Source organism: Pseudomonas sp. C9 (assembly GCF_002000165.1).
Classification (GTDB): Bacteria; Pseudomonadota; Gammaproteobacteria; order Pseudomonadales; family Pseudomonadaceae; genus Aquipseudomonas.
Map to the genome: position 1 here is coordinate 4,032,469 of NZ_MPAK01000001.1, position 20,156 is coordinate 4,052,624.

At 59.6% G+C, this 20,156-nt stretch carries 21 protein-coding genes; 12 read left to right on the forward strand and 9 right to left on the reverse strand.

The genetic code is table 11. The features are described 5' to 3' along the window. Positions 1-45: 45 nt before the first annotated feature. Positions 46-1,077, reverse strand: coding sequence for a LacI family DNA-binding transcriptional regulator (locus BMS17_RS18790; RefSeq protein ID WP_046032004.1), 1,032 nt, complete (start codon positions 1,075-1,077; stop codon positions 46-48). Between the two features lie 214 nt (positions 1,078-1,291). On the opposite strand from BMS17_RS18790, the gene BMS17_RS18795 reads away from it, so the two are divergent. Then, positions 1,292-1,825: a gluconokinase gene (locus BMS17_RS18795; RefSeq protein WP_046032003.1), complete on the forward strand. Its 534-nt coding sequence runs from the start codon at positions 1,292-1,294 to the stop codon at positions 1,823-1,825. Between the two features lie 82 nt (positions 1,826-1,907). Continuing rightward, positions 1,908-3,260 (forward strand): GntP family permease, encoded by a 1,353-nt coding sequence (locus BMS17_RS18800; protein ID WP_046042277.1) that lies wholly within the window; start codon positions 1,908-1,910, stop codon positions 3,258-3,260. Between the two features lie 118 nt (positions 3,261-3,378). Here BMS17_RS18800 and alaC read toward each other — a convergent pair whose 3' ends face one another. Then, positions 3,379-4,593 carry an alanine transaminase gene (gene alaC, locus BMS17_RS18805; protein ID WP_077431397.1) on the reverse strand — a complete coding sequence of 405 codons (1,215 nt, stop codon included), beginning with the start codon at positions 4,591-4,593 and terminating at the stop codon, positions 3,379-3,381. Positions 4,594-4,732: 139 nt separating this feature from the next. On the opposite strand from alaC, the gene BMS17_RS18810 reads away from it, so the two are divergent. The 3 genes from BMS17_RS18810 to BMS17_RS18820 all read left to right on the forward strand — a co-directional run bounded on the left by BMS17_RS18810 (position 4,733) and on the right by BMS17_RS18820 (position 6,535). Beyond that, complete coding sequence (locus BMS17_RS18810; protein WP_046032000.1) at positions 4,733-5,395, forward strand: LysE family translocator; 663 nt, start codon at positions 4,733-4,735, stop codon at positions 5,393-5,395. Positions 5,396-5,462: 67 nt separating this feature from the next. Further along, a complete protein-coding gene (locus tag BMS17_RS18815; RefSeq protein WP_077431398.1) occupies positions 5,463-5,948 on the forward strand; it encodes a GyrI-like domain-containing protein in 486 nt (161 codons plus the stop codon). Between the two features lie 98 nt (positions 5,949-6,046). Then, positions 6,047-6,535, forward strand: a complete 489-nt coding sequence (locus BMS17_RS18820) for a GNAT family N-acetyltransferase (protein ID WP_077431399.1) — start codon at positions 6,047-6,049, stop codon at positions 6,533-6,535. 133 nt (positions 6,536-6,668) lie between these two features. Here the strand turns inward: BMS17_RS18820 and BMS17_RS18825 are convergent, their stop codons facing one another. Further along, a complete protein-coding gene (locus BMS17_RS18825; RefSeq protein ID WP_046031995.1) occupies positions 6,669-7,154 on the reverse strand; it encodes a GNAT family N-acetyltransferase in 486 nt (161 codons plus the stop codon). A 139-nt stretch (positions 7,155-7,293) separates the two neighbouring features. Here BMS17_RS18825 and BMS17_RS18830 point away from each other — a divergent pair, with 139 nt between their 5' ends. The 3 genes from BMS17_RS18830 to BMS17_RS18840 all read left to right on the forward strand — a co-directional run bounded on the left by BMS17_RS18830 (position 7,294) and on the right by BMS17_RS18840 (position 9,366). Then, positions 7,294-7,719, forward strand: a complete 426-nt coding sequence (locus BMS17_RS18830) for a nuclear transport factor 2 family protein (protein WP_046031994.1) — start codon at positions 7,294-7,296, stop codon at positions 7,717-7,719. Positions 7,720-7,786: 67 nt separating this feature from the next. Continuing rightward, positions 7,787-8,131: a YciI family protein gene (locus BMS17_RS18835; RefSeq protein ID WP_046031993.1), complete on the forward strand. Its 345-nt coding sequence runs from the start codon at positions 7,787-7,789 to the stop codon at positions 8,129-8,131. Continuing rightward, positions 8,131-9,366: an RNA polymerase sigma factor gene (locus BMS17_RS18840; protein ID WP_077431400.1), complete on the forward strand. Its 1,236-nt coding sequence runs from the start codon at positions 8,131-8,133 to the stop codon at positions 9,364-9,366. The genes BMS17_RS18835 and BMS17_RS18840 overlap by 1 nt, the downstream gene beginning before the upstream one ends. A 100-nt stretch (positions 9,367-9,466) precedes the next feature. On the opposite strand, the gene BMS17_RS18845 is transcribed toward BMS17_RS18840, so the two are convergent. After that, positions 9,467-10,321: a LysR family transcriptional regulator gene (locus tag BMS17_RS18845; RefSeq protein ID WP_046031991.1), complete on the reverse strand. Its 855-nt coding sequence runs from the start codon at positions 10,319-10,321 to the stop codon at positions 9,467-9,469. Positions 10,322-10,411: 90 nt separating this feature from the next. On the opposite strand from BMS17_RS18845, the gene BMS17_RS18850 reads away from it, so the two are divergent. Then, on the forward strand, positions 10,412-10,858 hold the full coding sequence (locus tag BMS17_RS18850; RefSeq protein WP_046031990.1) for a multidrug/biocide efflux PACE transporter: 447 nt from the start codon (positions 10,412-10,414) through the stop codon (positions 10,856-10,858). Between the two features lie 143 nt (positions 10,859-11,001). On the opposite strand, the gene BMS17_RS18855 is transcribed toward BMS17_RS18850, so the two are convergent. The 4 genes from BMS17_RS18855 to BMS17_RS18870 all read right to left on the reverse strand — a co-directional run bounded on the left by BMS17_RS18855 (position 11,002) and on the right by BMS17_RS18870 (position 15,786). Beyond that, positions 11,002-11,724, reverse strand: coding sequence for a TylF/MycF/NovP-related O-methyltransferase (locus tag BMS17_RS18855; protein ID WP_046031989.1), 723 nt, complete (start codon positions 11,722-11,724; stop codon positions 11,002-11,004). Further along, positions 11,721-12,587: a hypothetical protein gene (locus tag BMS17_RS18860; RefSeq protein ID WP_077431401.1), complete on the reverse strand. Its 867-nt coding sequence runs from the start codon at positions 12,585-12,587 to the stop codon at positions 11,721-11,723. The genes BMS17_RS18855 and BMS17_RS18860 overlap by 4 nt, the downstream gene beginning before the upstream one ends. Before the next feature lie 290 nt (positions 12,588-12,877). Next, the gene (locus BMS17_RS18865; protein WP_046031987.1) at positions 12,878-14,494 is read right to left on the reverse strand and encodes an inorganic phosphate transporter; all 1,617 of its coding nucleotides are present in this window, start codon (positions 14,492-14,494) and stop codon (positions 12,878-12,880) included. 269 nt (positions 14,495-14,763) lie between these two features. After that, on the reverse strand, positions 14,764-15,786 hold the full coding sequence (locus tag BMS17_RS18870) for a transporter (protein ID WP_077431402.1): 1,023 nt from the start codon (positions 15,784-15,786) through the stop codon (positions 14,764-14,766). A 421-nt stretch (positions 15,787-16,207) separates the two neighbouring features. Here BMS17_RS18870 and BMS17_RS18875 point away from each other — a divergent pair, with 421 nt between their 5' ends. The 3 genes from BMS17_RS18875 (at position 16,208) to BMS17_RS18885 (ending at position 18,915) form a co-directional block, all read left to right on the forward strand. Then, positions 16,208-17,833, forward strand: coding sequence for a methyl-accepting chemotaxis protein (locus BMS17_RS18875; protein ID WP_046031985.1), 1,626 nt, complete (start codon positions 16,208-16,210; stop codon positions 17,831-17,833). A 111-nt stretch (positions 17,834-17,944) separates the two neighbouring features. Next, positions 17,945-18,373 carry a hypothetical protein gene (locus tag BMS17_RS18880; protein ID WP_077431403.1) on the forward strand — a complete coding sequence of 143 codons (429 nt, stop codon included), beginning with the start codon at positions 17,945-17,947 and terminating at the stop codon, positions 18,371-18,373. Positions 18,374-18,552: 179 nt separating this feature from the next. After that, positions 18,553-18,915 (forward strand): hypothetical protein, encoded by a 363-nt coding sequence (locus tag BMS17_RS18885; protein WP_077431404.1) that lies wholly within the window; start codon positions 18,553-18,555, stop codon positions 18,913-18,915. Positions 18,916-18,931: 16 nt separating this feature from the next. On the opposite strand, the gene BMS17_RS18890 is transcribed toward BMS17_RS18885, so the two are convergent. Beyond that, entirely contained in the window at positions 18,932-20,110 is a 1,179-nt protein-coding gene (locus BMS17_RS18890) for a HAMP domain-containing sensor histidine kinase (protein ID WP_046031983.1), read from the reverse strand. Positions 20,111-20,156 lie beyond the last annotated feature (46 nt).

Here is a 20,156-nt window from a genome sequence, read left to right on the forward strand (position 1 = left end):
GTTAGCGAATACGCTTCGGGACTTTAAGGTTAGTTGAAAACGTAATCACGTGCTTTCGCGCACCTTCAACTCAAACCCCATGTCTTGCACCGGTTTGGCCACGCTATTCCCGGCCATCAGGGTCAGCATCAATTCCGCCGAGCGCCGGCCGATGGCCTCTCGCGGGGTGTTGATGCTGCTCAGGCGCGGGACCATGTGGGCGGAGGCGGGCAGGTCGTTGAAGCCGAGGATGGCTATTTGTTCCGGCACCTTGATGCCATGGCGCAGGGCTTCGAGCAGTGCGCCCTGGGCCAGGTCGTCGTTGCCGAAAAAGATCGCATCGACATCGGGGTGACTGGCCAGCAGTTGCAGGAACAGTTCTCCGCCTAATCCGACGGAGGAGGCGCGCGGGGTCAGCACTTCCAGATCAGGGTCGTACAAACCGGCCTTTTGCAGGGCTTTGCGAAAACCCTCGCCGCGCAGCAAGGTGCGCTGGTCCAGTTGTGCGCCGATGTAGGCCAAGCGCTTGCGGCCACGGGACAGCAAGTGCCCGGCAGCGGTTTCGCCGGCCGCCAGTTGTGAGAAGCCGACGCAGTTCACGCCGGCCGCGCTGTCCAGTTCCATCATGTACACGCACGGGATGTTGCTCGCCTCGATCATCCGCCGCGAACTTTCGGTGCGGTCGAAACCGGTCAGCAACAGACCGCGAGGCTGATACGCCATGTAGTTGCGCAGCAGGTTTTCTTCTTCATCGCGCGAGTAATGGAAGTTGCCGATCAGCACTTCGAAGCCTTTGGGGCGCAAAACCTGATGAATGGCTTCCAGGGTGTCGATGAACAGCAAGTTGGATAATGAAGGCACCAACACCACCACCGAATGGCTCTGGGCCGAGGCCAGGGCGCGGGCGGCGGGGTTGACCACATAGTTGAGTTCCAGCGCGGCTTTCTGGACTTTTTCCACCAGTTCGGTGGCCACCGTGCTGACGCCACGCAGGGCGCGGGAGGCGGTAATCGGGCTGACGCCGGCCAGTCGGGCAACTTCATTGAGGGTAGGGCGGCCAGTGGTGCGCGTATTTTTATCGTTTTTAGTTGGGGTCATCGACGGCTTGCCAAACAAAATTCAAGGCACTAAGGTAGCGCTGTCCCGAAGCAGCTGCAAATGCGTAAGCGAGTTTTGCCTGAACCTCGCTTCTTGGCGTTGGGAACGAACATGCTGCAACCCACAAAAATGACAAGAAGGCGTCGGCAACTACTGCTTTTGGTCTAGTGTCATAACTGGCAAAGGTAGCGCTGTCTGCGCGCTGAGGTGTTACATGAATCATCCCATCACCGCCCTGGTCATCATGGGCGTTGCCGGTTGCGGCAAGACGTGCGTCAGCGAGGCCTTGTGCCAACTCAGCGGCGCCACTGCCATTGAAGGCGATACTTTCCACCCTGCCGCCAATATCGAAAAGATGAGCGCGGGTATCCCCCTGAACGACGAAGACCGTGCCGGCTGGCTCGACAGCCTGTGCGATGAACTGCGCCGCATCGATGCCAAGGGCGAACGCCCGGTGCTGACGTGCTCGGCCCTCAAGCACATTTATCGCGAGCGCTTGCGCAGTGCCTTGCCGGGCCTGGGTTTCGTGTTCCTTGAACTGACCCCTGAAGTCGCCGCTGACCGCGTGTCCCACCGCCCGGGCCACTTCATGCCGTCGACATTGATCGAAAGCCAGTTCGCCACCCTCGAATCGCCCGTGGGCGAGCCGTTGACCCTGGCGCTGGATGCATCGGTCTACAGCGTCGAGCAATTGGCCGCACAGGCGCATGTCTGGTGGCAGGCCCATGGCCTGAAACACGCTGTATGAGCGTTCCCGGAAAAGATAGCGCTGTCCTGATGGCGTGCGAATTACCCGCTTTAATAACAACAACAACCAGGAGACACCCCTAATGTTTGGCATGTCCCACGAGACGTTCCTGCTGCTCGATGCAGTGGTCACGGTGATCGGGCTTATCGTCTTGATCACCAAGTTCAAGTTGCACCCATTCCTCGCACTGATCATCGCCGCAGCCTTCCTCGGGCTGACCTCCGGCATGCCGATAGGCACCATCATCAAGGCGTTCCAGGACGGCTTCGGTGGCGTGCTGGGTTTCGTCGGCATCATCCTCGCGCTGGGCACCATGCTCGGCAAAATGATGGCCGAATCAGGCGGTGCGGATCAGATTGCGCAGACGTTGATCCGCGCCTTCGGCAAGGACAAGGTGCAGTGGGCGATGATGTTCGCCGCGTTCCTGGTCGGCATTCCGCTGTTCTTCGAAATCGGCTTTGTGCTGCTGATTCCGCTGGTGTTCATCGTGGCCCGCCGCACCGGCGTGTCGATCATCAAGATCGGTATCCCGTTGCTGGCCGGCCTGTCCGCCGTACACGGCCTGGTGCCGCCGCACCCGGGTCCGCTGCTGGCGATCGGTGTGTTCGGTGCCGACATTGGTAAAACCATTCTGTACGGCCTGATCGTTGCGTTGCCAACCGCCATCATCGCTGGCCCGATTTTCGGTACGTTCATTGCCAAGCACATTCCCGGTCATCCGAACCAGGAGCTGGTGGATCAACTGGCGCGCGAAACGGATTCGGCTGAACTGCCGAGCTTCGGCATCACGCTGGTGACCGTGCTACTGCCGGTGTTCCTGATGCTGCTCAAGACGTTTGCCGACGTGGTGCTGCCCGATGGCAACATCTTCCGCGCTTTCATGGACCTGATCGGTCACCCGATTTCGGCATTGCTGCTGGCATTGCTGCTGTCGCTGTACACCTTCGGCTACAAGCAGGGCATCGGTTCCAGCCAAATGATGAAATGGCTGGACGCGAGCCTGGCGCCGACCGCCGCGATCATTCTGATCATCGGTGCCGGTGGTGGCTTCAAGCAGATGCTGGTGACCAGCGGTGTGGGTGACGTGATCGGCCACATGGCGGTGAATGCACAGATTTCGCCGATTCTGTTGGCGTGGCTGGTGGCGGCGGTGATTCGTATCGCGACCGGTTCGGCGACCGTGGCAACCATTACCGGTGCGGGCATTGTGGTGCCGGTGGTGGGGATGATTCCGGGTGTGAACCGTGAGCTGCTGGTATTGGCCACCGGTGCCGGTTCGTTGATCCTGTCTCACGTCAACGACGCAGGTTTCTGGCTGGTGAAGCAGTACTTCAACATGACCGTGGCGGAAACCTTCAAGACCTGGACCGCGATGGAAACCATCCTGTCCGTGGTGGGCCTGTGCTTTATCCTGCTGTTGTCGCTGTTCGTTTAAGCAACACCGCAAAACAAATGTGGGAGCTGGCTTGCCTGCGATGGCATCGACTCGGTCTGACGTTAAACCGAGTTGTCTGCATCGCGGGCAAGCCCGGCTCCCACAGTGTTATGTGTTGTCAGTTGGTTTTGGCGACTAACCCATCCGCCCGGAACATCCCGCGAATCCCGCGCACAGCCTGACGAATCCGGTCCTGGTTTTCGATCAGCGCGAAGCGCACATGATCGTCCCCATACTCACCAAACCCCACGCCTGGCGAAACGCAGACCTTGGCCTCGGCCAGCAGTTTCTTGGCGAATTCCAGCGAGCCGAGGTGCGCATACGCCTCGGGAATCTTGGCCCAGACGTACATCGACGCCTTCGGGTTCTCGACCATCCAGCCCAGTTCATGCAGGCCTTTGACCAGCACGTTACGCCGCTGCCGATACTGCTCGGCGATGTCCTTGACGCATTGCTGGTCGCCTTCCAGCGCCGCAATGGCCGCGACTTGCAGCGGAGTGAACGTGCCGTAGTCGTGGTAACTCTTGATCCGCGCCAAGGCGTTGACCAGTTCCGGATTGCCGACCATGAAACCGATCCGCCAACCCGCCATGTTGTAACTCTTGGACAGGGTGAAAAACTCCACCGCAATGTCCTTGGCGCCCGGTACTTGCATGATCGAGGGGGCTTTCCAGCCGTCGTAGACGATGTCGGCGTAAGCCAGGTCGTGTACCACCAAAACGTCGTACTGCTTGGCGAGGGCGATCACGCGCTCAAAGAAATCCAGCTCCACACATTGAGCAGTAGGGTTGGACGGGAAGCCGAGGATCATCATTTTCGGTTTCGGGATCGAGCCGCGAATGGCCCGTTCCAGTTCGGCGAAGAAGTCCACGCCCGGAATCAACGGCACCGAACGCACCTGTGCGCCGGCAATCACGGCACCGTAGATGTGGATCGGGTAGCTGGGGTTGGGCACCAGCACGGTATCGCCCTGATCGAGGGTGGCCAGCATCAAGTGCGCCAGGCCTTCCTTGGAACCGATGGTGACGATGGCTTCGCTTTCCGGGTCGATGTCGACCTCGTAGCGATCCTTGTACCAGTTGGAAATTGCCCGGCGCAGACGCGGAATGCCTTTGGACGTCGAGTAGCCGTGGGTGTCTTCGCGCTGGGCGACCTGCACGAGTTTTTCGACAATGTGCGGCGGAGTCGGGCCGTCAGGGTTGCCCATGCTCAAGTCGATGATGTCTTCGCCACGACGACGGGCGGCCATCTTCAGCTCGGCAGTGATGTTGAAAACGTAAGGGGGGAGTCGATCGATGCGCGCAAAGCGGCGCGGCGAACCTTGTTCGGCCATTGTTGCCTCGAATAACGTAAGCGCCCGGAACCGTCCGAGCGACGCTGGCCACTGCGGTGGCCTGTTGCGGAAGATAAGGGCTGATGTGGCACACTGTCCAGCCACTGTGTAAACAAATTTTTCCGAAGGAAATCGGTTGATGGAATTCACCAGCGGCTTCTTGCTGAGCCTTTCGCTGTGCCTGGATATCGGCGTGGCCAATATCGCGATGATCACATTGGCTATGCAGCGCGGCTATTTCCAGGGCTTTGCGCTGGGGTTGGGGACCTGTGTCGGCGACCTGATCTACGCGGTGCTGGCGTTAGCGGGCATGACCGTTTTGCTGCAATACGAAACCGTGCGTTGGGTACTGTGGATCGGCGGTTCGGCGTTGCTGATCTATTTCGCGGCGAAGATGATCTATTCGGCGATTCACCACGAAGCGGCCTTGGCCCAGGCCGAAGAGGTGGGGCAGAACTCCCATCGCAAAGAGTTTTTCCGCGGGATCTTCCTCGCCATGTCCTCGCCCAGCGCCATCCTGTGGTTCGCGGCAGTCGGCGGCACGCTGATTGCCCGTTCCGGCGGCGGTGGCGCCCTCAGCTCGGCGCTGTTTCTCGGCGGTTTTCTTTGCGCCGGACTGCTCTGGAGCGCCGGCCTGTGCTTCGCTGCCAGCCACGGCGGCAAGTTGCTGGGCGACAAATTGCTGCGCTACTCGTACATGGCATCGGCGGCGATCTTCTGCTATTTCGCGGTCTACGTGATTCTATCGGGCTACAACGAGTTTGTGGGGGCGGGTGCCGTCGAACAGTTGCACGCCCTGTAACTGGGCGAATCGGGTTTGGCTTCTATACTCCCAGCCGAACCCACTTTTTAGCCCAAGGAGTCGAGTCATGGATGAACAAATACGCGCCGAAGTGTCGGAACCGCGCTTCGAACACGGTCACTTCCTGCTGATAGCGGGGTTTGGCGGGGCATTTACCCAACAAACCGTGAAAGGCATTCCCGACCTCTGGGAAAAATTCAGTCCCCACATTGGCAAGGTGCCGGGGCAAAAAGGCGAAATGACCTACGGCGTCTGCTGCAATTTCGACGGCAAGGGCGGTTTCGATTACATCGCCGGGGTCGAGATCAGCAAGCTCGATGACTTACCGGACACATACCGCTGGGTAGAGGTGCAGCCCCAGCAATACGTAGTGTTCGAACACAAAGGGCCGCTGGCCGCCTTGCCGCAAACCTTCCAATACATCCATGGCACGTGGCTGCCTCAGTCTGGGCGCGAGCTGTTGGTTGCCCCGGAGTTCGAGCGCTACAGCGAAGACTTCAACCCCAAGCTCAACACCGGCAAGCTGGAAATCTGGTTGCCGATCAAAGCGTAAACAAGACGGCGAGAGACTGATTAGTAGAATCGTCTCTCGCTGTCGCGCGGGTGCTGATTTATGATCCCCAGCCTTTCCCACGCTGATTCCGAGCTGCCATGAACACCGTCATCCGCAACGTCACCGCCACTGATCTGGACCGCTGCTACGCCATTGAAACCGTTGCCTACGAAGGCGATGAAGCCGCCACCCGGGAAAAAATCGCCACCCGCATCGCCACCTGGCCCGAAGGTTTCATCGTGGCCGAAGTCGACGGCGTTGTAGCCGGTTTCATCAACTCCGGTGCGGCGTTTCAGGTGGAAATGTCGGACGAAGCGTTCAAGGAACTGATCGGCCACGACCCGGCCGGTCCGCAAGTCGTGATCATGTCGGTGGTGGTACACCCGGATTATCAGGGGCTGGGGTTGGCGAAGCGGTTGATGGGCGAGTTCATCGAGCGGATGCGTGCGTTGGGCAAGACCCACATCCACCTGATGTGCAAGGAGCGGCATGTCCCGTTGTACGCTGGGTTTGGCTTTGCCTACGTCAAACCGTCGGCTTCGGACCATGGCGGGATGGCCTGGCACGAGATGGTGCTGGATTTATAAGACCGCCGAAGATCCCCCTGTAGGAGTGAGCCTGCCCGCGATAGCGTCGGCACATTCAACATTGATGTGACTGACAAATTGCAATCGCGAGCAGGCTCACTCCTACATTGGTTCGGTGTTGGTCAGTAGAGCCTCAGAAAACCAGCCCCATCCGCCGTTCATACCCGATCCGGCCCTTGTACGCTTCACCACTGTCGACCCAGCCGAATTTTGCGTAGAGCGCGATGGCCGCCTGGTTGTCCGCATCCACCGACAACTCCAGCCCCTTTATTTCCGGAAACGCCTGGCGCGCCACGTCCGGCAGCGCTTGCAGGCAGGCCTTGCCGTAGCCTTTGCCTTGAGCGTGTTGATCCACTTGCAGCGCATGCAAGGTGGCGCTGTGTTCATCGGCCCAGGCCGGCAGCACGGGCGGGCGCTTGAGCAGCAGGAAGGCGACCGGAACGTCTTCGACCAGTAGCGCAAACCCTTTGACGCCCGGGCCCGGTCTGGACAGCAAGGTGTGCAATGCACCGTGAATGTCGCCGGAAAATTTGATTTGTTCCTGATGAACTTCGATGGCCTCGACCTGCTGGCGCTGGAGTGCGTTCAGGCTGTCGTATGGCACGAGTCGGGCTGTCACTGGAGTGTCCTTTTTCCAACACGAATGGGTCTTGGATTTTAGCGAGTTTGCGCAGATGGATTATTTTTATTTGGTTGTCGATTTGCCGTTTGGCCGAACGACTAAGGGTGTCTTCACAACAAAAACACGGAGAACCACCATGAGCGCTACCAATGAAATCCAGACCCTGATCGACACCTATCGTCAGGCAGTCATTTCTAAAAACGTCGATAAAATCATGGCGCTGTATGCCGACGACATCGTCTCCTACGACGCAGTCAAGGCCTTGCAGTTCCGGGGCAAGGCCGCGTACCGCGCGCATTGGCTGGAGTGCATGGAAATGTGCCAGGGCCAGCATCAGTTTGATTTCGATCATATGAACATTGTGGCGGACGAGCACGTCGCCTTCGCCCATTGGCTGGCCCATTGCGGTGGCACCAACGACAAGGGCGAGACCCAGGCCTGCTGGATGCGCGTGACCGCCTGCTATCGCCGCGACGGCGGGCAATGGCGGATTGTCCACGAACATTGGTCGGCCCCGTTCGACATGGTCAGCGGCACCACGCTCTTCAATCTGGAGCCCTGATCGTCGGGAATTTCGCCAAGGCGTCAATCTGCAGCCATAGTTGATCCGTTCGATTCAGGAGAGTCACATGAAGTACCTATGCCTGGTGTACAGCAACGAACAGGCGTTGCACTCATTGCCTGACAGTCCCAAGGACGCCGAGTGCATGGCCTACGCCGAGTCGATTCAGGGTAGTGGCCGCATGGTGGCGGCCGAAGCGCTGGAGTCGGTGCAGACCGCGACCACTGTGCGCATGCGTAACGGCAAGATGTCGATCACCGACGGTCCGTTCGCCGAAACCAAGGAGCAGTTGGCCGGCTTCTACCTGATCGATGCCAAGGACCTCAATGAAGCGATCCAGGTCGCCGGGGACATCCCGGCGGCCCGTGTCGGTTGTGTTGAGGTGCGCCCCGTTCGCCAGTTGAATCCTTGATGCCGGGCGAGTCGGTGCCGGCTCGGGTCGAGCTGGTTTACCGCGAAGAGTCGCGGCGGATCCTGGCGACGCTGATCCGATTGCTCGGCGATTTCGATCTCGCTGAAGAGGCCCTGCACGAGGCCTTTTTCGTGGCGGTGGAGCGCTGGCAGCGTGATGGCGTGCCGGACAATCCGCGCGCCTGGCTGGTGTCCACCGGGCGCTTCAAGGCCATCGATGCGTTGCGTCGGCGTGCGCGGTTTGTCGCGGCGCAACCGCTGCTGATCGCTCAACTGGAGGCGCTGGAACAGGCCGACTGGAGTGCCGAAGACGTGGAAGATGATCGCCTGCGGCTGATCTTCACCTGTTGTCACCCGGCACTGGCCGCAGATGCTCAAGTGCCGTTGACCTTGCGCGAAGTCTGCGACCTGACCACAGAGGAAATCGCCCGGGCGTTTCTCTCGGCGCCCGCTACCATCGCTCAGCGCATCGTGCGGGCGAAAGCGAAAATCCGCGATGCGAAAATCCCTTATCAAGTGCCGACGCTGAAGGAATTGCCCGAGCGCCTCGACAGCGTGTTGCGGGTGATTTACCTGGTGTTCAACGAAGGTTACTCGGCCTCCATCGGTGCTGAAGTGACGCGCGAAGACCTGACGCGCGAGGCCATTCGGCTGGGGCGTTTGCTGCTGGAGTTGCTGCCCGAGCCGGAGGTCATGGGGTTGCTGGCGCTGATGTTGCTGCATGAGTCACGGCGCCTGGCCAGGACTTCGGCAAGCGGCGAGTTGATCGTGCTGGATGAGCAGGACCGTTCATTGTGGGATGCGGGGATGATCGCCGAGGGTTGCGCCCTGGTGGAACGGGCGCTGACCCTGCAGCGCTTTGGGCCGTATTGCCTGCAAGCGGCCATTGCGGCGGTGCATGCCGAGGCGTCAGCGCCGCAAGCCACGGACTGGCCGCAGATTGTCGGTCTGTATGACTTGCTGTTGCGGATGGTGCCATCGCCGGTGATCGAGTTGAACCGGGCAGCGGCGATCTCCCAGCGCGATGGACCGTTGGCGGGGCTGACGTTGGTGGAGGCGATTCTGGATCGCGGCGAATTGCTGGATTACCACCTGGCGCATTCGGCGCGGGCGCAGTTTTATCGGCAGTTGGGACGGGTGGAGGAGGCGCGGGCCGCGTATGAGCGGGCGCTGGAACTGACGCAGCAGGTGCCGGAGCGGCGGTTTCTGGAAGCGCGCATAAAGGCGTTGGGATGATGTGATGTGTCGGGCCTCATCGCGGGCAAGCCATGCTCCTACGGGGTTTGCGTTTAACCTGTAGGAGCATGGCTTGTCCGCGAAAAGGGCCAAAGGACCTTCACTCCAGCATCTTGCTCAACAACCAACTCCCCGCTGGCCCCGGCGGATATTGGCGTGACCACAACGCATCGACAAACACCGGTTTCGGCCAGCCGCGCACCTGAAGTTCCTGCAACGAACCCTGGCCATAACGCTCCACCAGCCACCGCGGCAACGACGCCCAGCCAAATCCGCCCTGGGCCATTTCCAACAGCATCAAGTAACTCGGCGCCGACCAGACGCGACCCTTCGCCCGGCTTTCATACGGATTGACGATGGTGGCCAGGCGCAGCTCCCGGTGCTGTTGCAATACATGCTGGTCGATATGATCGAGCGCCGCCAAGGGATGCGCAGGGGAGACGAACAGTGCAATTTCCGTGCGCTCTTCGACGGTAGAGCTGACCAGGCTCGGAGGGTAGCTGTCCTTCATTTCCGCGAACGCCACGTGCGCCCGTCCCCGTTGCACCAGCGCTATCAGGTCATCGCATTCGGCAATCAGGCATTCGAGCTCCAGGTCCGGATAGCGTTGCTCGAACGCACTGAGCACCGCTTCGAACCGGTCGGATTGATAGGTGTCGGAAATCGCCACGGTCAGTTTTGCCTCAATGCCTTCAGACAATTGGCTGGCCGTCATTTCCAGCCGACTGGTAGCAGCCAGGATTTCCTCGGCGCGTTGCAGCATCACGTGCCCGGCCGGGGTCAGGCTGGGTTTGCGGCTGCTGCGGTCAAAGAGCACCAGGTTCAAATCGATTTCCAGGCTGGCCACTGCTGCGCTGATGGTCGACTGGCTGCGCCCCAGTTTGCGCGCCGCTGCGGAAAACGAGCCTTGGGTCGCCGCCTGGACAAAGGCGAGCAACACTTCGTGAGAGGCCATGAACTATCGCCTTGATCGATGGTTATTGGTTATGAAGTATCGGCTTGATGCCGGATCATGGCAACCACAGTCACTCAGAGGAGTCAGGCCATGAGCCCCAACAAATCCATCACAGAGCGTGTTTTCCAGGCCATTGGTTTCGAACTGCTGGCCATCCTGATCTGTACCCCGTTGCTGGCCTGGATCATGAACAAACCGTTGCTCGACATGGGTATGGTCACCATGCTCATCGCGGCGCTGGCCCTGGCCTGGAACGTAGTGTTCAACGGGATGTTTGACCGTGTACTCAACCACTACAACGTGGTGCGCACGACATGGGTCCGGGTGGTCCATGCGCTGCTGTTTGAAGGCGGTCTGGTCGCCTTCGGTGTGCCGCTGATTGCCTGGTGGCTGAAGACCAGCCTGTGGGAGGCGTTCTTGCTCGACATCGGCGTGCTGCTGTTTTTCCTGCCGTACACCTACATTTACCACTGGGTGTATGACGTGGTGCGGGAGCGGGTGATGGTGGGGCGGGCGACGTTGCAAAAAGCCAACTGAGACAGGGGCTGCAACACATAACAAATGTGGGAGCGGGCTTGCCCGCGATGGCGACCTGACAGTCAACGATGATGTTGAATGTGCCGGCCTCATCGCGAGCAAGCTCGCTCCCACAGGTTTTGTATCAGCTGTACGGTTATGCGTCAGACGTGGAAGTAACCCACGCACGAATCAAACGGCAGACGCTTGAGTTCGATTTTGTTCAGGTCCAGCACTTCGCGCAGGGCCTTGGTTTCGCCCGGGAAGTTGCGGTAAGCGACTTCGTCCAGAACCACGATGGCGCCTTTAGGCATGTACGGCAGGAAGGTTTCCAGCGCGACTTTGGTCGATTCGTACAGGTCGGTGTCGAGGATCAGCATGGCCACGACCAGGTCCGGACGGGTCTTGACCCACTCAGGCACGGTCTTGACGATGTCGCCCTTGACCAGTTCGCAACGCGGGATGCGGTTGACCGGGCGCAGCAGGTCGTTGGCGTCGATCATGTCCTGGATCAGCGACTGGTCGGTGTCGGAGAACATGGTCTCGTTGACGTCGGCCGGGTCTTCTTTCTTGTCGATGCTCTGGAAGCCTTCGAAGGTGTCGAAGCCTACGATCGAACGGTTGATCGCGTACGGTTCCAGAATCATCGACAAGTGCATGTACAGCATCAGCGAGTTGCCCTTGTACACGCCGCACTCGATGATCGCACCCGGTACTTCAGCCACTTTCTTGAACAGTTCCATGCGCGACAGTGCAGCGGTTACGCCGATGCGGTTGGCGAACACGAACGGCGCGTCGGCCACGTACTCGGCATCAACGCGCTTCAGAACGTTGGCACGGGTTTCGTTGTACTGGGCCTCTGCAGGCGTGATGCGACGCTTGGTCATTGCTGGATTCCTTGGAAATTCGAGAAGTCGTGGGCGTGGAAATAGTCTTTGAAACCGGCGCCGACGTCAGGGCAGGCGCTGTCGACGTTGATCGCGCCGCGCTTGTGCTTGAGGTCATCGAGGTGCATCAGGCGGAAATCCACGCTGAAGCGGGTTTGTTCGGTGTGGTTGGCGACCGTGCCGTGCAGGTGCGAGCCGGAGAAAATCAGCATCTCACCGGTGTTGCCGGCAATGCGCACTTCTGAGGACGTATTGATCGCCTCCAGTGGTACCGGGTGCACGCGGACTTCCTCTTTGAGGTTGTCCTTGGCCTTGTGCCGCTGGTTGTTGATCCAGTCGTTGAGGCTCCATTCGCTGGAGGTGTTCTTCACCGGCACATCGAAGTAACCGGCGTTGATCATCATGGTCTGGTCGGGGCGAATGGTGTGCACCGGCATCCAGGTGTTGATCTGGCAATCGACGCTGCCATACCACGTGTCGCGATGCGGCTTGTAGGCGTAGCTGACGCCGGCGTGCAGGTAGTCATAGTTCGGCACCACGCGAATGCGCGGCACGTCGAAAATGTACTCGCGCGGGTCGACGCCGATCTCGTCGATGAACGACAAGATCAAATCCTTGGCGCGCTGGCTGTTGGTGAACTGGCCCTTGAGGCGAGTCACCAGCACTACGAATTCTTCCACCGGCATCAGCGTGTGCAGGGTCTGGTGGTTGGTCTCGCCGTCGAACGCGGCGGTGATGCTTTCCTGGGCAAACGCACACAGCTCTTTGGCAGCGCGCAGCTGAGTGTTCAGGAAGATGTCGCCAGCGTAGATGGCTTCTTTGAAGTCAGCTTTTTGCTGAAGCTGATTGATATACAGATTCACGATTCCACTCCTGAATACATCGAGTCTCTTATGAGTCGGCCACACGTTAGCAAACTGAAGTGCAAACCGGCGGGAGGTGGATCAATAAAAGCGTAATCGCCTGAATTTGCGACGAAATGCTTTTCGGCCAGACAAAAAAATCCCCTGTAGCAGCTGGCGCAGCCTGCGTCCGATTGCGCAGCAGTCGTAAAACCATAACGCGCGGTCCATCAGACATACCGCATGCACAGGACTTACGACTGCTGCGCAGCCGGACGCAGGCTGCGCCAGCTGCTACAGGGGTTTGTCGATCAGAACAGTTGGGTGAACAACCAGTACAGGCTGCCCGACAACAGGATCGCTGCCGGCAAGGTCAGTACCCAGGCCATCAGCAGGTTGCGGATGGTCTTCATCTGCAAGCCACCGCCGTTGGCGACCATGGTCCCGGCGACGCCAGAAGACAACACATGGGTGGTCGACACCGGCAGACCGAACATATCCGCGGCGCCAATCGTCAGCATCGCCACGGTTTCCGCCGAGGCGCCCTGGGCGTAAGTCAGGTGGGTTTTGCCGATCTTCTCGCCGACCGTCACCACAATGCGTTTCCAGCCGACCATGGTGCCCAGCCCGAGTGCAATCGCCACGGCGATCTTGACCCATAGCGGAATAAACCGCGTGGAGTTGTCGATCTGCTGCTTGAACAGCTGCAGCTTGCTGCTGGTGTCGGCGTCGAAGTTGCCGACCTTGTTCTTGTCCATCAGGCGAATGGTTTCGCTGGTCAGGTACATGTCGTTACGCACGTTGCCCACAGCCTCGGCCGGCACTTTGGACAGCGCGCCATAGCCCTTGACCTCGGCGCCGATGCGGCCGGTGAGGGCGGCGAGCGCCGGCACCAGTTGCGGCGTGGCTTCCTTGCTGCGCACGTAGTCGGACAGCACCAGGCGCGGATCGGCCGGGGCCGGTTGCGGCGCGGCCTTGGCCAGCGCTTGCTGCGTTACCTCGGCCACCGCCGCGAACTGCAACGCCTGGTCGGCCGGCATGGCGCGGTTCAGCGCGTAGGCCATTGGCAAGGTGCCGACCAGAATCAACATGATCAGGCCCATGCCTTTCTGGCCATCGTTGGAGCCGTGGGCAAACGAGACGCCGGTGCAGGTCACGATCAACATGCCGCGAATCCACCACGGTGGCGGGGTGTTGCCTTTGGGGGCCTTGTACAGCGAGCGATTCTTGACGAACGCGCGCAGGGCCAGCAACAGCAACGCGGCGAAACCAAAACCGACCAGCGGTGAAAGCAGCAACGCGTAACCGATCTTGGTCGCCTGGGCCCAGTCCACGCCGCTGGTGCCGTCACGGCCGTGCATCAGGGCATTGGCCACGCCGACGCCGATGATCGAACCGATCAGCGTGTGCGAAGACGAAGCCGGTAAACCCAGCCACCACGTGCCGAGGTTCCACAGGATGGCGGCGATCAACAGGGCGAAGATCATGGCGAAACCGGCGGAGGAGCCGACTTGCAGAATCAACTCCACAGGCAGCAAGGCAATGATGCCGAACGCCACCGCGCCGCTGGACAGCAGCACACCGAGGAAGTTGAAGAACCCGGACCACGCTACCGCGAAGTTCGGCGGCATCGAGTTGGTGTAAATCACCGTCGCCACCGCGTTGGCGGTGTCGTGGAAACCGTTGACGAATTCAAAGCCGAGGGCAATCAGTAGCGCCACACCCAACAGCAGAAACGGGGTCCAGGTGGTCACCACGGTGCCGAGTTCGTTCATGTCGCGCATCAGGCTGTAGGCAGTAAACAGCAGCCCGATGGCCAACACGCCGAAAAAAATCACCAGCGTGAACGCACTGGGCTTTTTGTCGAGTTGGGGTTTACCGCTGCTGGCGGAAGCCTGGGCATCGGTGGGGTAGGAAGGAGTAGCCATGACTGACAATCCTGAGGAGGGAGGTGTGTCAGTGATAGTCGTTGCTAATTGTTACAGGGAGACTGCTTCAGGTCAGGGTTTGGGGTTTTTGCGTATCCGTTAATCAGAATTCACCGCGCTACCCTGTAGCAGCTGGCGAAGCCGGCGTCCGGCTGCGCAGCAGTCGTAAATCCTGAGCACACGTTTTACCTGAAAGACCGCAGTGACTGATTTTACGACTGCTGCGCAGCCGGACGCAGGCTTCGCCAGCTGCTACAGGTCTCGGGGGCTCAGTAATCCTGGCGCTTGCGAAAGGCCCAGCGCCCGGCGATCACGGTAAACGTCGCCACCAGCGCCACCAGAATCCAGAACCCTTCGGGGTCGCCCGACAGCGGCACTCCGCCGACGTTCATGCCAAAGAAACCGGCAATGATGTTGATCGGCAACGCGAGCACCGTGACCACGGTCAGGGTAAACAGGGTGCGGTTGCTCTGTTCGTTGAGGTTGGCGGCGATTTCTTCCTGCAACAGCTTGATCCGCTCACCCAGCGCCGTGAGGTCGTTGATGATCAGGGCGAACTCTTCGGTGGACTTGCGCAGCTCCTTGACGTCCTCCTTCTGCAACCATTGCGGCGGCCGATTGAGCAGGCGCAACAGCGAACCCGGTTCCAGCGCCAGCAGACGTTGCAAACGCACCAGCACCCGGCGGTTGGCACCCAGTTCAGCGCGGTTGGTCGACAGGCGTGAAGAGAGCAACTCATCTTCGATCTGATCGACACTCTGGCTGGTCTTGCGCACGATTTGCGTCAGCACTTCGCCTTGGTCGCGCAGCAGATGCACGAGCAATTCCAGCGGCGAGCGAAAACATTCACCGGCCTTCACCGAGGACCGCAACTTATCCACCGAGTGCAGCGGTTGCAGGCGCGCGCTGATGATCAGCCGGCTGCGGGCACACACCCACAGCGTCGAGACATCCGAGGAAACCATGCTGCTGAGGTTGAACACCACATCGTTGACCACCGCCAGCAAGGCCGAGTCCACATGCTCGATGCGGGTCGACCGGGAGCCTTCATGCAAGGCTTCGAAAAACTCCTCCGGCAGCTCCAGATGGCTTTTCATCCAGCGCTCGCACGCGGCGTGGGCCAGGTTCAAGTGCAACCAGAGAAACTGCTCGTCGTCTTCGGGGTGTTGCAGGTAGTGCAGCGCCTTGGCCGAATCAATCTCCCGACCTCGTTCACCGGGACGAAAGCTGAAACCGTAGAGCAGGCCGAACAGATCGGTGTCGCGATGGCTGTGGTCGATGCTGTGGTTCATGAGTGCTCGCAAGGGGTATGCCGCTCCATGTAGCAGCTGGCGAAGCCTGCGTTCGGCTGCGAAGCAGTCGTCAAACCTGAGCACGCGGGCTTGCTGACACAACGCATTGCCTGATTACACGACTGCTTCCAGCCGAACGCAGGCTTCGCCAGCGGCTACAGGATCGCGTTACGGCGGGTTTTACAGGTTCACTTGAGCCGCATCATCGCAAGGATTTTTGACGGTTTTGTGACAGGGCGGTGAAGGCGAAATAGTGGCTCTGCCAACGGTCGGATTTGATTAAAGAACCGCTCTGGCACGCCGATTACGCTTGGGTTAAGTTGCGCGCCTTCGGCCGTCAGCCGACGTCGCAGACAAGGAAGTCCGGACACCTTTCACGCCTTACCGGGGCGTGCCTAATTTCTGTCATGAGTACCCTTCGATGCTTTTGCAAAAGTCCTTGAGAGCGCAAATTCTCGCCCTGTTGAGCGGCAGCCTCTTTGCGATGCTGTTGATCGCCCTGGCCTGCTTTCATTTCCTTTCCAGCGGCGTTCAGCGCTACGCGAACCTGATCGACGGCCCGTTGCACACTTCCCAGTTGATCGATGAAGCCAACCTGCAATTCAAGGTGCAGGTCCAGGAATGGAAAAACGTCTTGCTGCGTGGCAAGCAACCGGCGGACCTGGACAAATACTGGAAGCAATTCGAAGACCGTCAGCGCGATGTGCAAAGCATCCTCGGCGAACTGGCCGGGCAGAAGGGCATCGAACCGCAGCTCAAGACTCGCATCGAACGCCTGCGTGATGAACACCGCCTGCTCGGGGCCGCCTATCAAAAGGGTCGTGATGCCTATGTGGCCGCCGGTGCCGACCCCACCGCTGGCGACACCGCGGTGAAAGGTGTGGACCGCGCAGCCAGTGACCAGATGAGCGAACTGGTCGCCGAATTGCGCAAGCAGGGCAGCGAACAGTCGAAGCAGATCAGTGCCGAGGCTGAGCGCACCGTGTTGCTGGGGATCATCGTTATGCTGGTTTCGGGTTTGCTGATCGGGTTGTTGAGCCTGTGGCTGGTCAACCGCAACCTGGTCGAACCGATTCGCAAACTGATCGAATACGTGGCGCAACTCAGCCGGGGAAAAATTGCCGAGCGTGTGGCCAGTACCCGCCAGGATGAGTTGGGCAAACTGGCGGTCGCGGCCAACACCCTGCGCGATTTCCTCGCCGAAACCTTCAGCCATTTGCAGCGCAGCGCCAAGGATCTGGACAGTGCCAGCGGTGAACTGAATTCGATTGCCGGCCTCATGGCGGGCGGCACCAACGAGCAGTTCAACCGCACCGATCAGGTGGCCACGGCAATGAACGAAATGTCCGCCACCGCGCAAGAAGTCGCCCGTCACGCCGCCGATGCCGCACGGGCTGCCGACGACGCTGACCAGTCCGCGCAGCAGGGCGAAAAAGTCATGCAGGGCACCATCCGCACCATCACTCAAATGCGTGGCGAAATCGCCAATACCGCTACGGTCATTCGTCAGTTGGAAACCGACAGCGGCCGCATCGGCAAGGTGCTGGAAGTGATTCGCGGCATCGCCGAACAGACCAACCTGCTGGCGCTCAACGCCGCCATTGAAGCGGCCCGTGCCGGTGAAGCCGGGCGTGGTTTTGCGGTGGTCGCCGATGAAGTGCGCAGCCTGGCCCAGCGCACGGCAGCGTCGATCATCGAGATCAACCAAATCATCCAGACTGTGCAAACCGGTGCGGTCGACGCGGCGCAGGCCATCGAAAGCGGCCAGTCACGCAGTGAGGAAAGCGTGCAGCAAGTGACCGAAGCCGGCGCGATGCTGGAGCGGATCACCCAAGCCGTCGAAGCGATTCGCGACATGAACCGCCAGATCGCCACCGCCGCCGAAGAGCAGACATCGGTCGCCGAGGACATCTCGCGCAACCTCACGGAAATCACCAGCATCGCCAGTACCAATCTGGACAACGTGCAACGCACCGAGGCGGCCAGCCACAACCTGAACAGCGTATCGTCGCAGTTGAATGAAGTGACGGCGCGGTTGAGCGCTTAGCGGCACTGAATGTGTACCGGCTCGCTTACCGAGTCGGTACACAGTCGATCTCAAATCCGGCCTGAACTTGTCGATGAGGGAGATACCCAGCACCCACATTGGATAATTCCCATGGTCAGCATCACCTCTGTATCCATCAACCAGACCCTCACCACCTCCACCAGCAAAACCTCGATCAGCGCTCCCGCCGCAGACACCTCCGTCACCGCCACGCCTTCCGACGACACTAAACTGGCCGACGGCGGCGCTCCCGCGTCGAGCGACAGCAGTTCCAGCAGCAGCGAAGAATCCGATGCGGTGAAAACCTTGCGCAAGCAAATCGCCGAGCTGCAAAAGCAGATGCAGGAACAACAGCAACAGCTGCAAGCGGCCCAGGCGAAACAGGAGGATGCAGACGCCAAAGCCGCTGATGTCGCGGCGGCTCAGTCGCAGATTGCGACCACGGCGGGTTCATTGCAGACGGCGACGGCGGCGTTGTTGCAGGCGTTACAGGATGCCGATTCCAGCACGTCGGGTTCGCTGGTCAGTACGTCCGTCTAGAGGATGAGTGTTGCATGACCGGGGCGGTCAGATGCCCTTCGATTGCCTGTTCTCGGTAAGCGGCTACCAACGGCTACCTGTAATTTCTGACAGTAGACAGGAGTTTATCCTCAGCGCTTGATAAGCCTTGGTATGCATTTTCGGACTGAACATGCACCCAATTTACGAGGAGCTTTGAGATGAGCGAAATTTTGAGCCCAATGTCAGTTGTCGGTGGTCAGGTAGTCGTTTTACACGTTGATCAGGCAGACCCATTGATACCCAAGGTCATCATCCCGGCGCGGGAAGATTTTGAAATAGGCGAAGTAATCACTGTGTTGTTCGGCGACATCGTGGTTGCCACTCACCGCTATCGGGAAGGTGATTTCTTTCCTGTACACATTGATTTGGACAAAGAGGCGCTGGCTAGAGTAACTGGCTCGAAAGACGTTCACTACGCGATCAAGCATCTGGATGGCACTACCTCTACATCAAGTTCCTTCCGAGCCAAGGTCGAGGTGTTCAACAGTCAATCGTCAGTGAGTCACGCCAACGAGGCCTGATGCGTTGATGTTGTCGTCACAGTGCCAAAGCCAGTGTGAAGGTAAACGTCGTACCCTGTAGCGCGGTCGAGACCACGTCCAGTTTTCCACCGTGGGACTGCGCGATCTGACTGGCAATGTACAAACCCAACCCGAGGCCGGTCTGCGGAGTATCGCTGGCCGGTCGCGAGTAGGGGCGGAACAGATACGCCAATGCGTCCTCGGCAATCAGTCCCTGATTTTTTACGCTCAGTACGAAGTGTCCATCGTTGGTCTGCGCATTGACCTCGACCGGACCTTGGGGATCGCCGTGGACTACCGCGTTCGCCACCAGATTGGACAGCAACTGGGCGACCCGCTCGCGATCGCACGGGACGTTGTGTAAATCGCCGATGGAAAATTTTATGACGCGGTCCGGGTGAACACTCTGAACTTCGGAAATCACATGCCGTAAAGCCGCATCCAGATCCGCGCACGGTGCGATGTTCACCGGAATGCCCAGGCCAAAGGAACCGCGAGCGAAATCCAGCACGTCATCGACCAGTCGAGTTGCGCGTTGGGCACTGGTCAGAATGTGCTGGACCCGTTGCTGGTTCGCCGGGTCAGGCAGTTTGCGCAGGAGCATTTCGGCACCGGCACTGATGGCGAACAACGGGTTGCGCAAGTCATGGCCGAGCACGGCGATAAACCGATCGCGCTGTTGCGAGTTTTCACGCTCCTGCTTCAGCGCCAACTCGGTGTGTTGCTGGTTTTCTTCGACCTCGATTTGCAGTGCCAGCATGCGCGCGAAGGATTCCATGGTGCTTTGGATCGTGCTGGATTTTAGCTGAGCGGGCAGAGGATCAAGTGCGCAGAGGGTGCCGAAGAAGCGTCCGTCGGTACGGAAGATCGGCACGGAGATGTAGCTTTCGAACTGATAAATACGCGGCGTGTGGTGATCGCGGTAGCGCGGGTCTTCGCTGGCCTTGTCGATCACCACCGACTGGCGGGCCTGACGAATTTCGTGGCAAAGGGTCGTGGTGACCTCCAGTTCACCGCCGACCTGCAAACCGAAGTTCAGTTGGTCGAGCACGGCGCACGCCGTCCAGGAGTCCTCCGTCACGCGCGCCACCGCGGCGAAGCGCAGGCCGGTCAACTCGCGGACCACTTGAAGGATGGCCGGTACGGCGCTGATCCTGCCGATCAAGGCGATGTCTGCTGCCGCTGTTTGGCCCATTTCAATCAATCTCTGTTTGAACACCGTGGACAGATTCTAGCGGGCC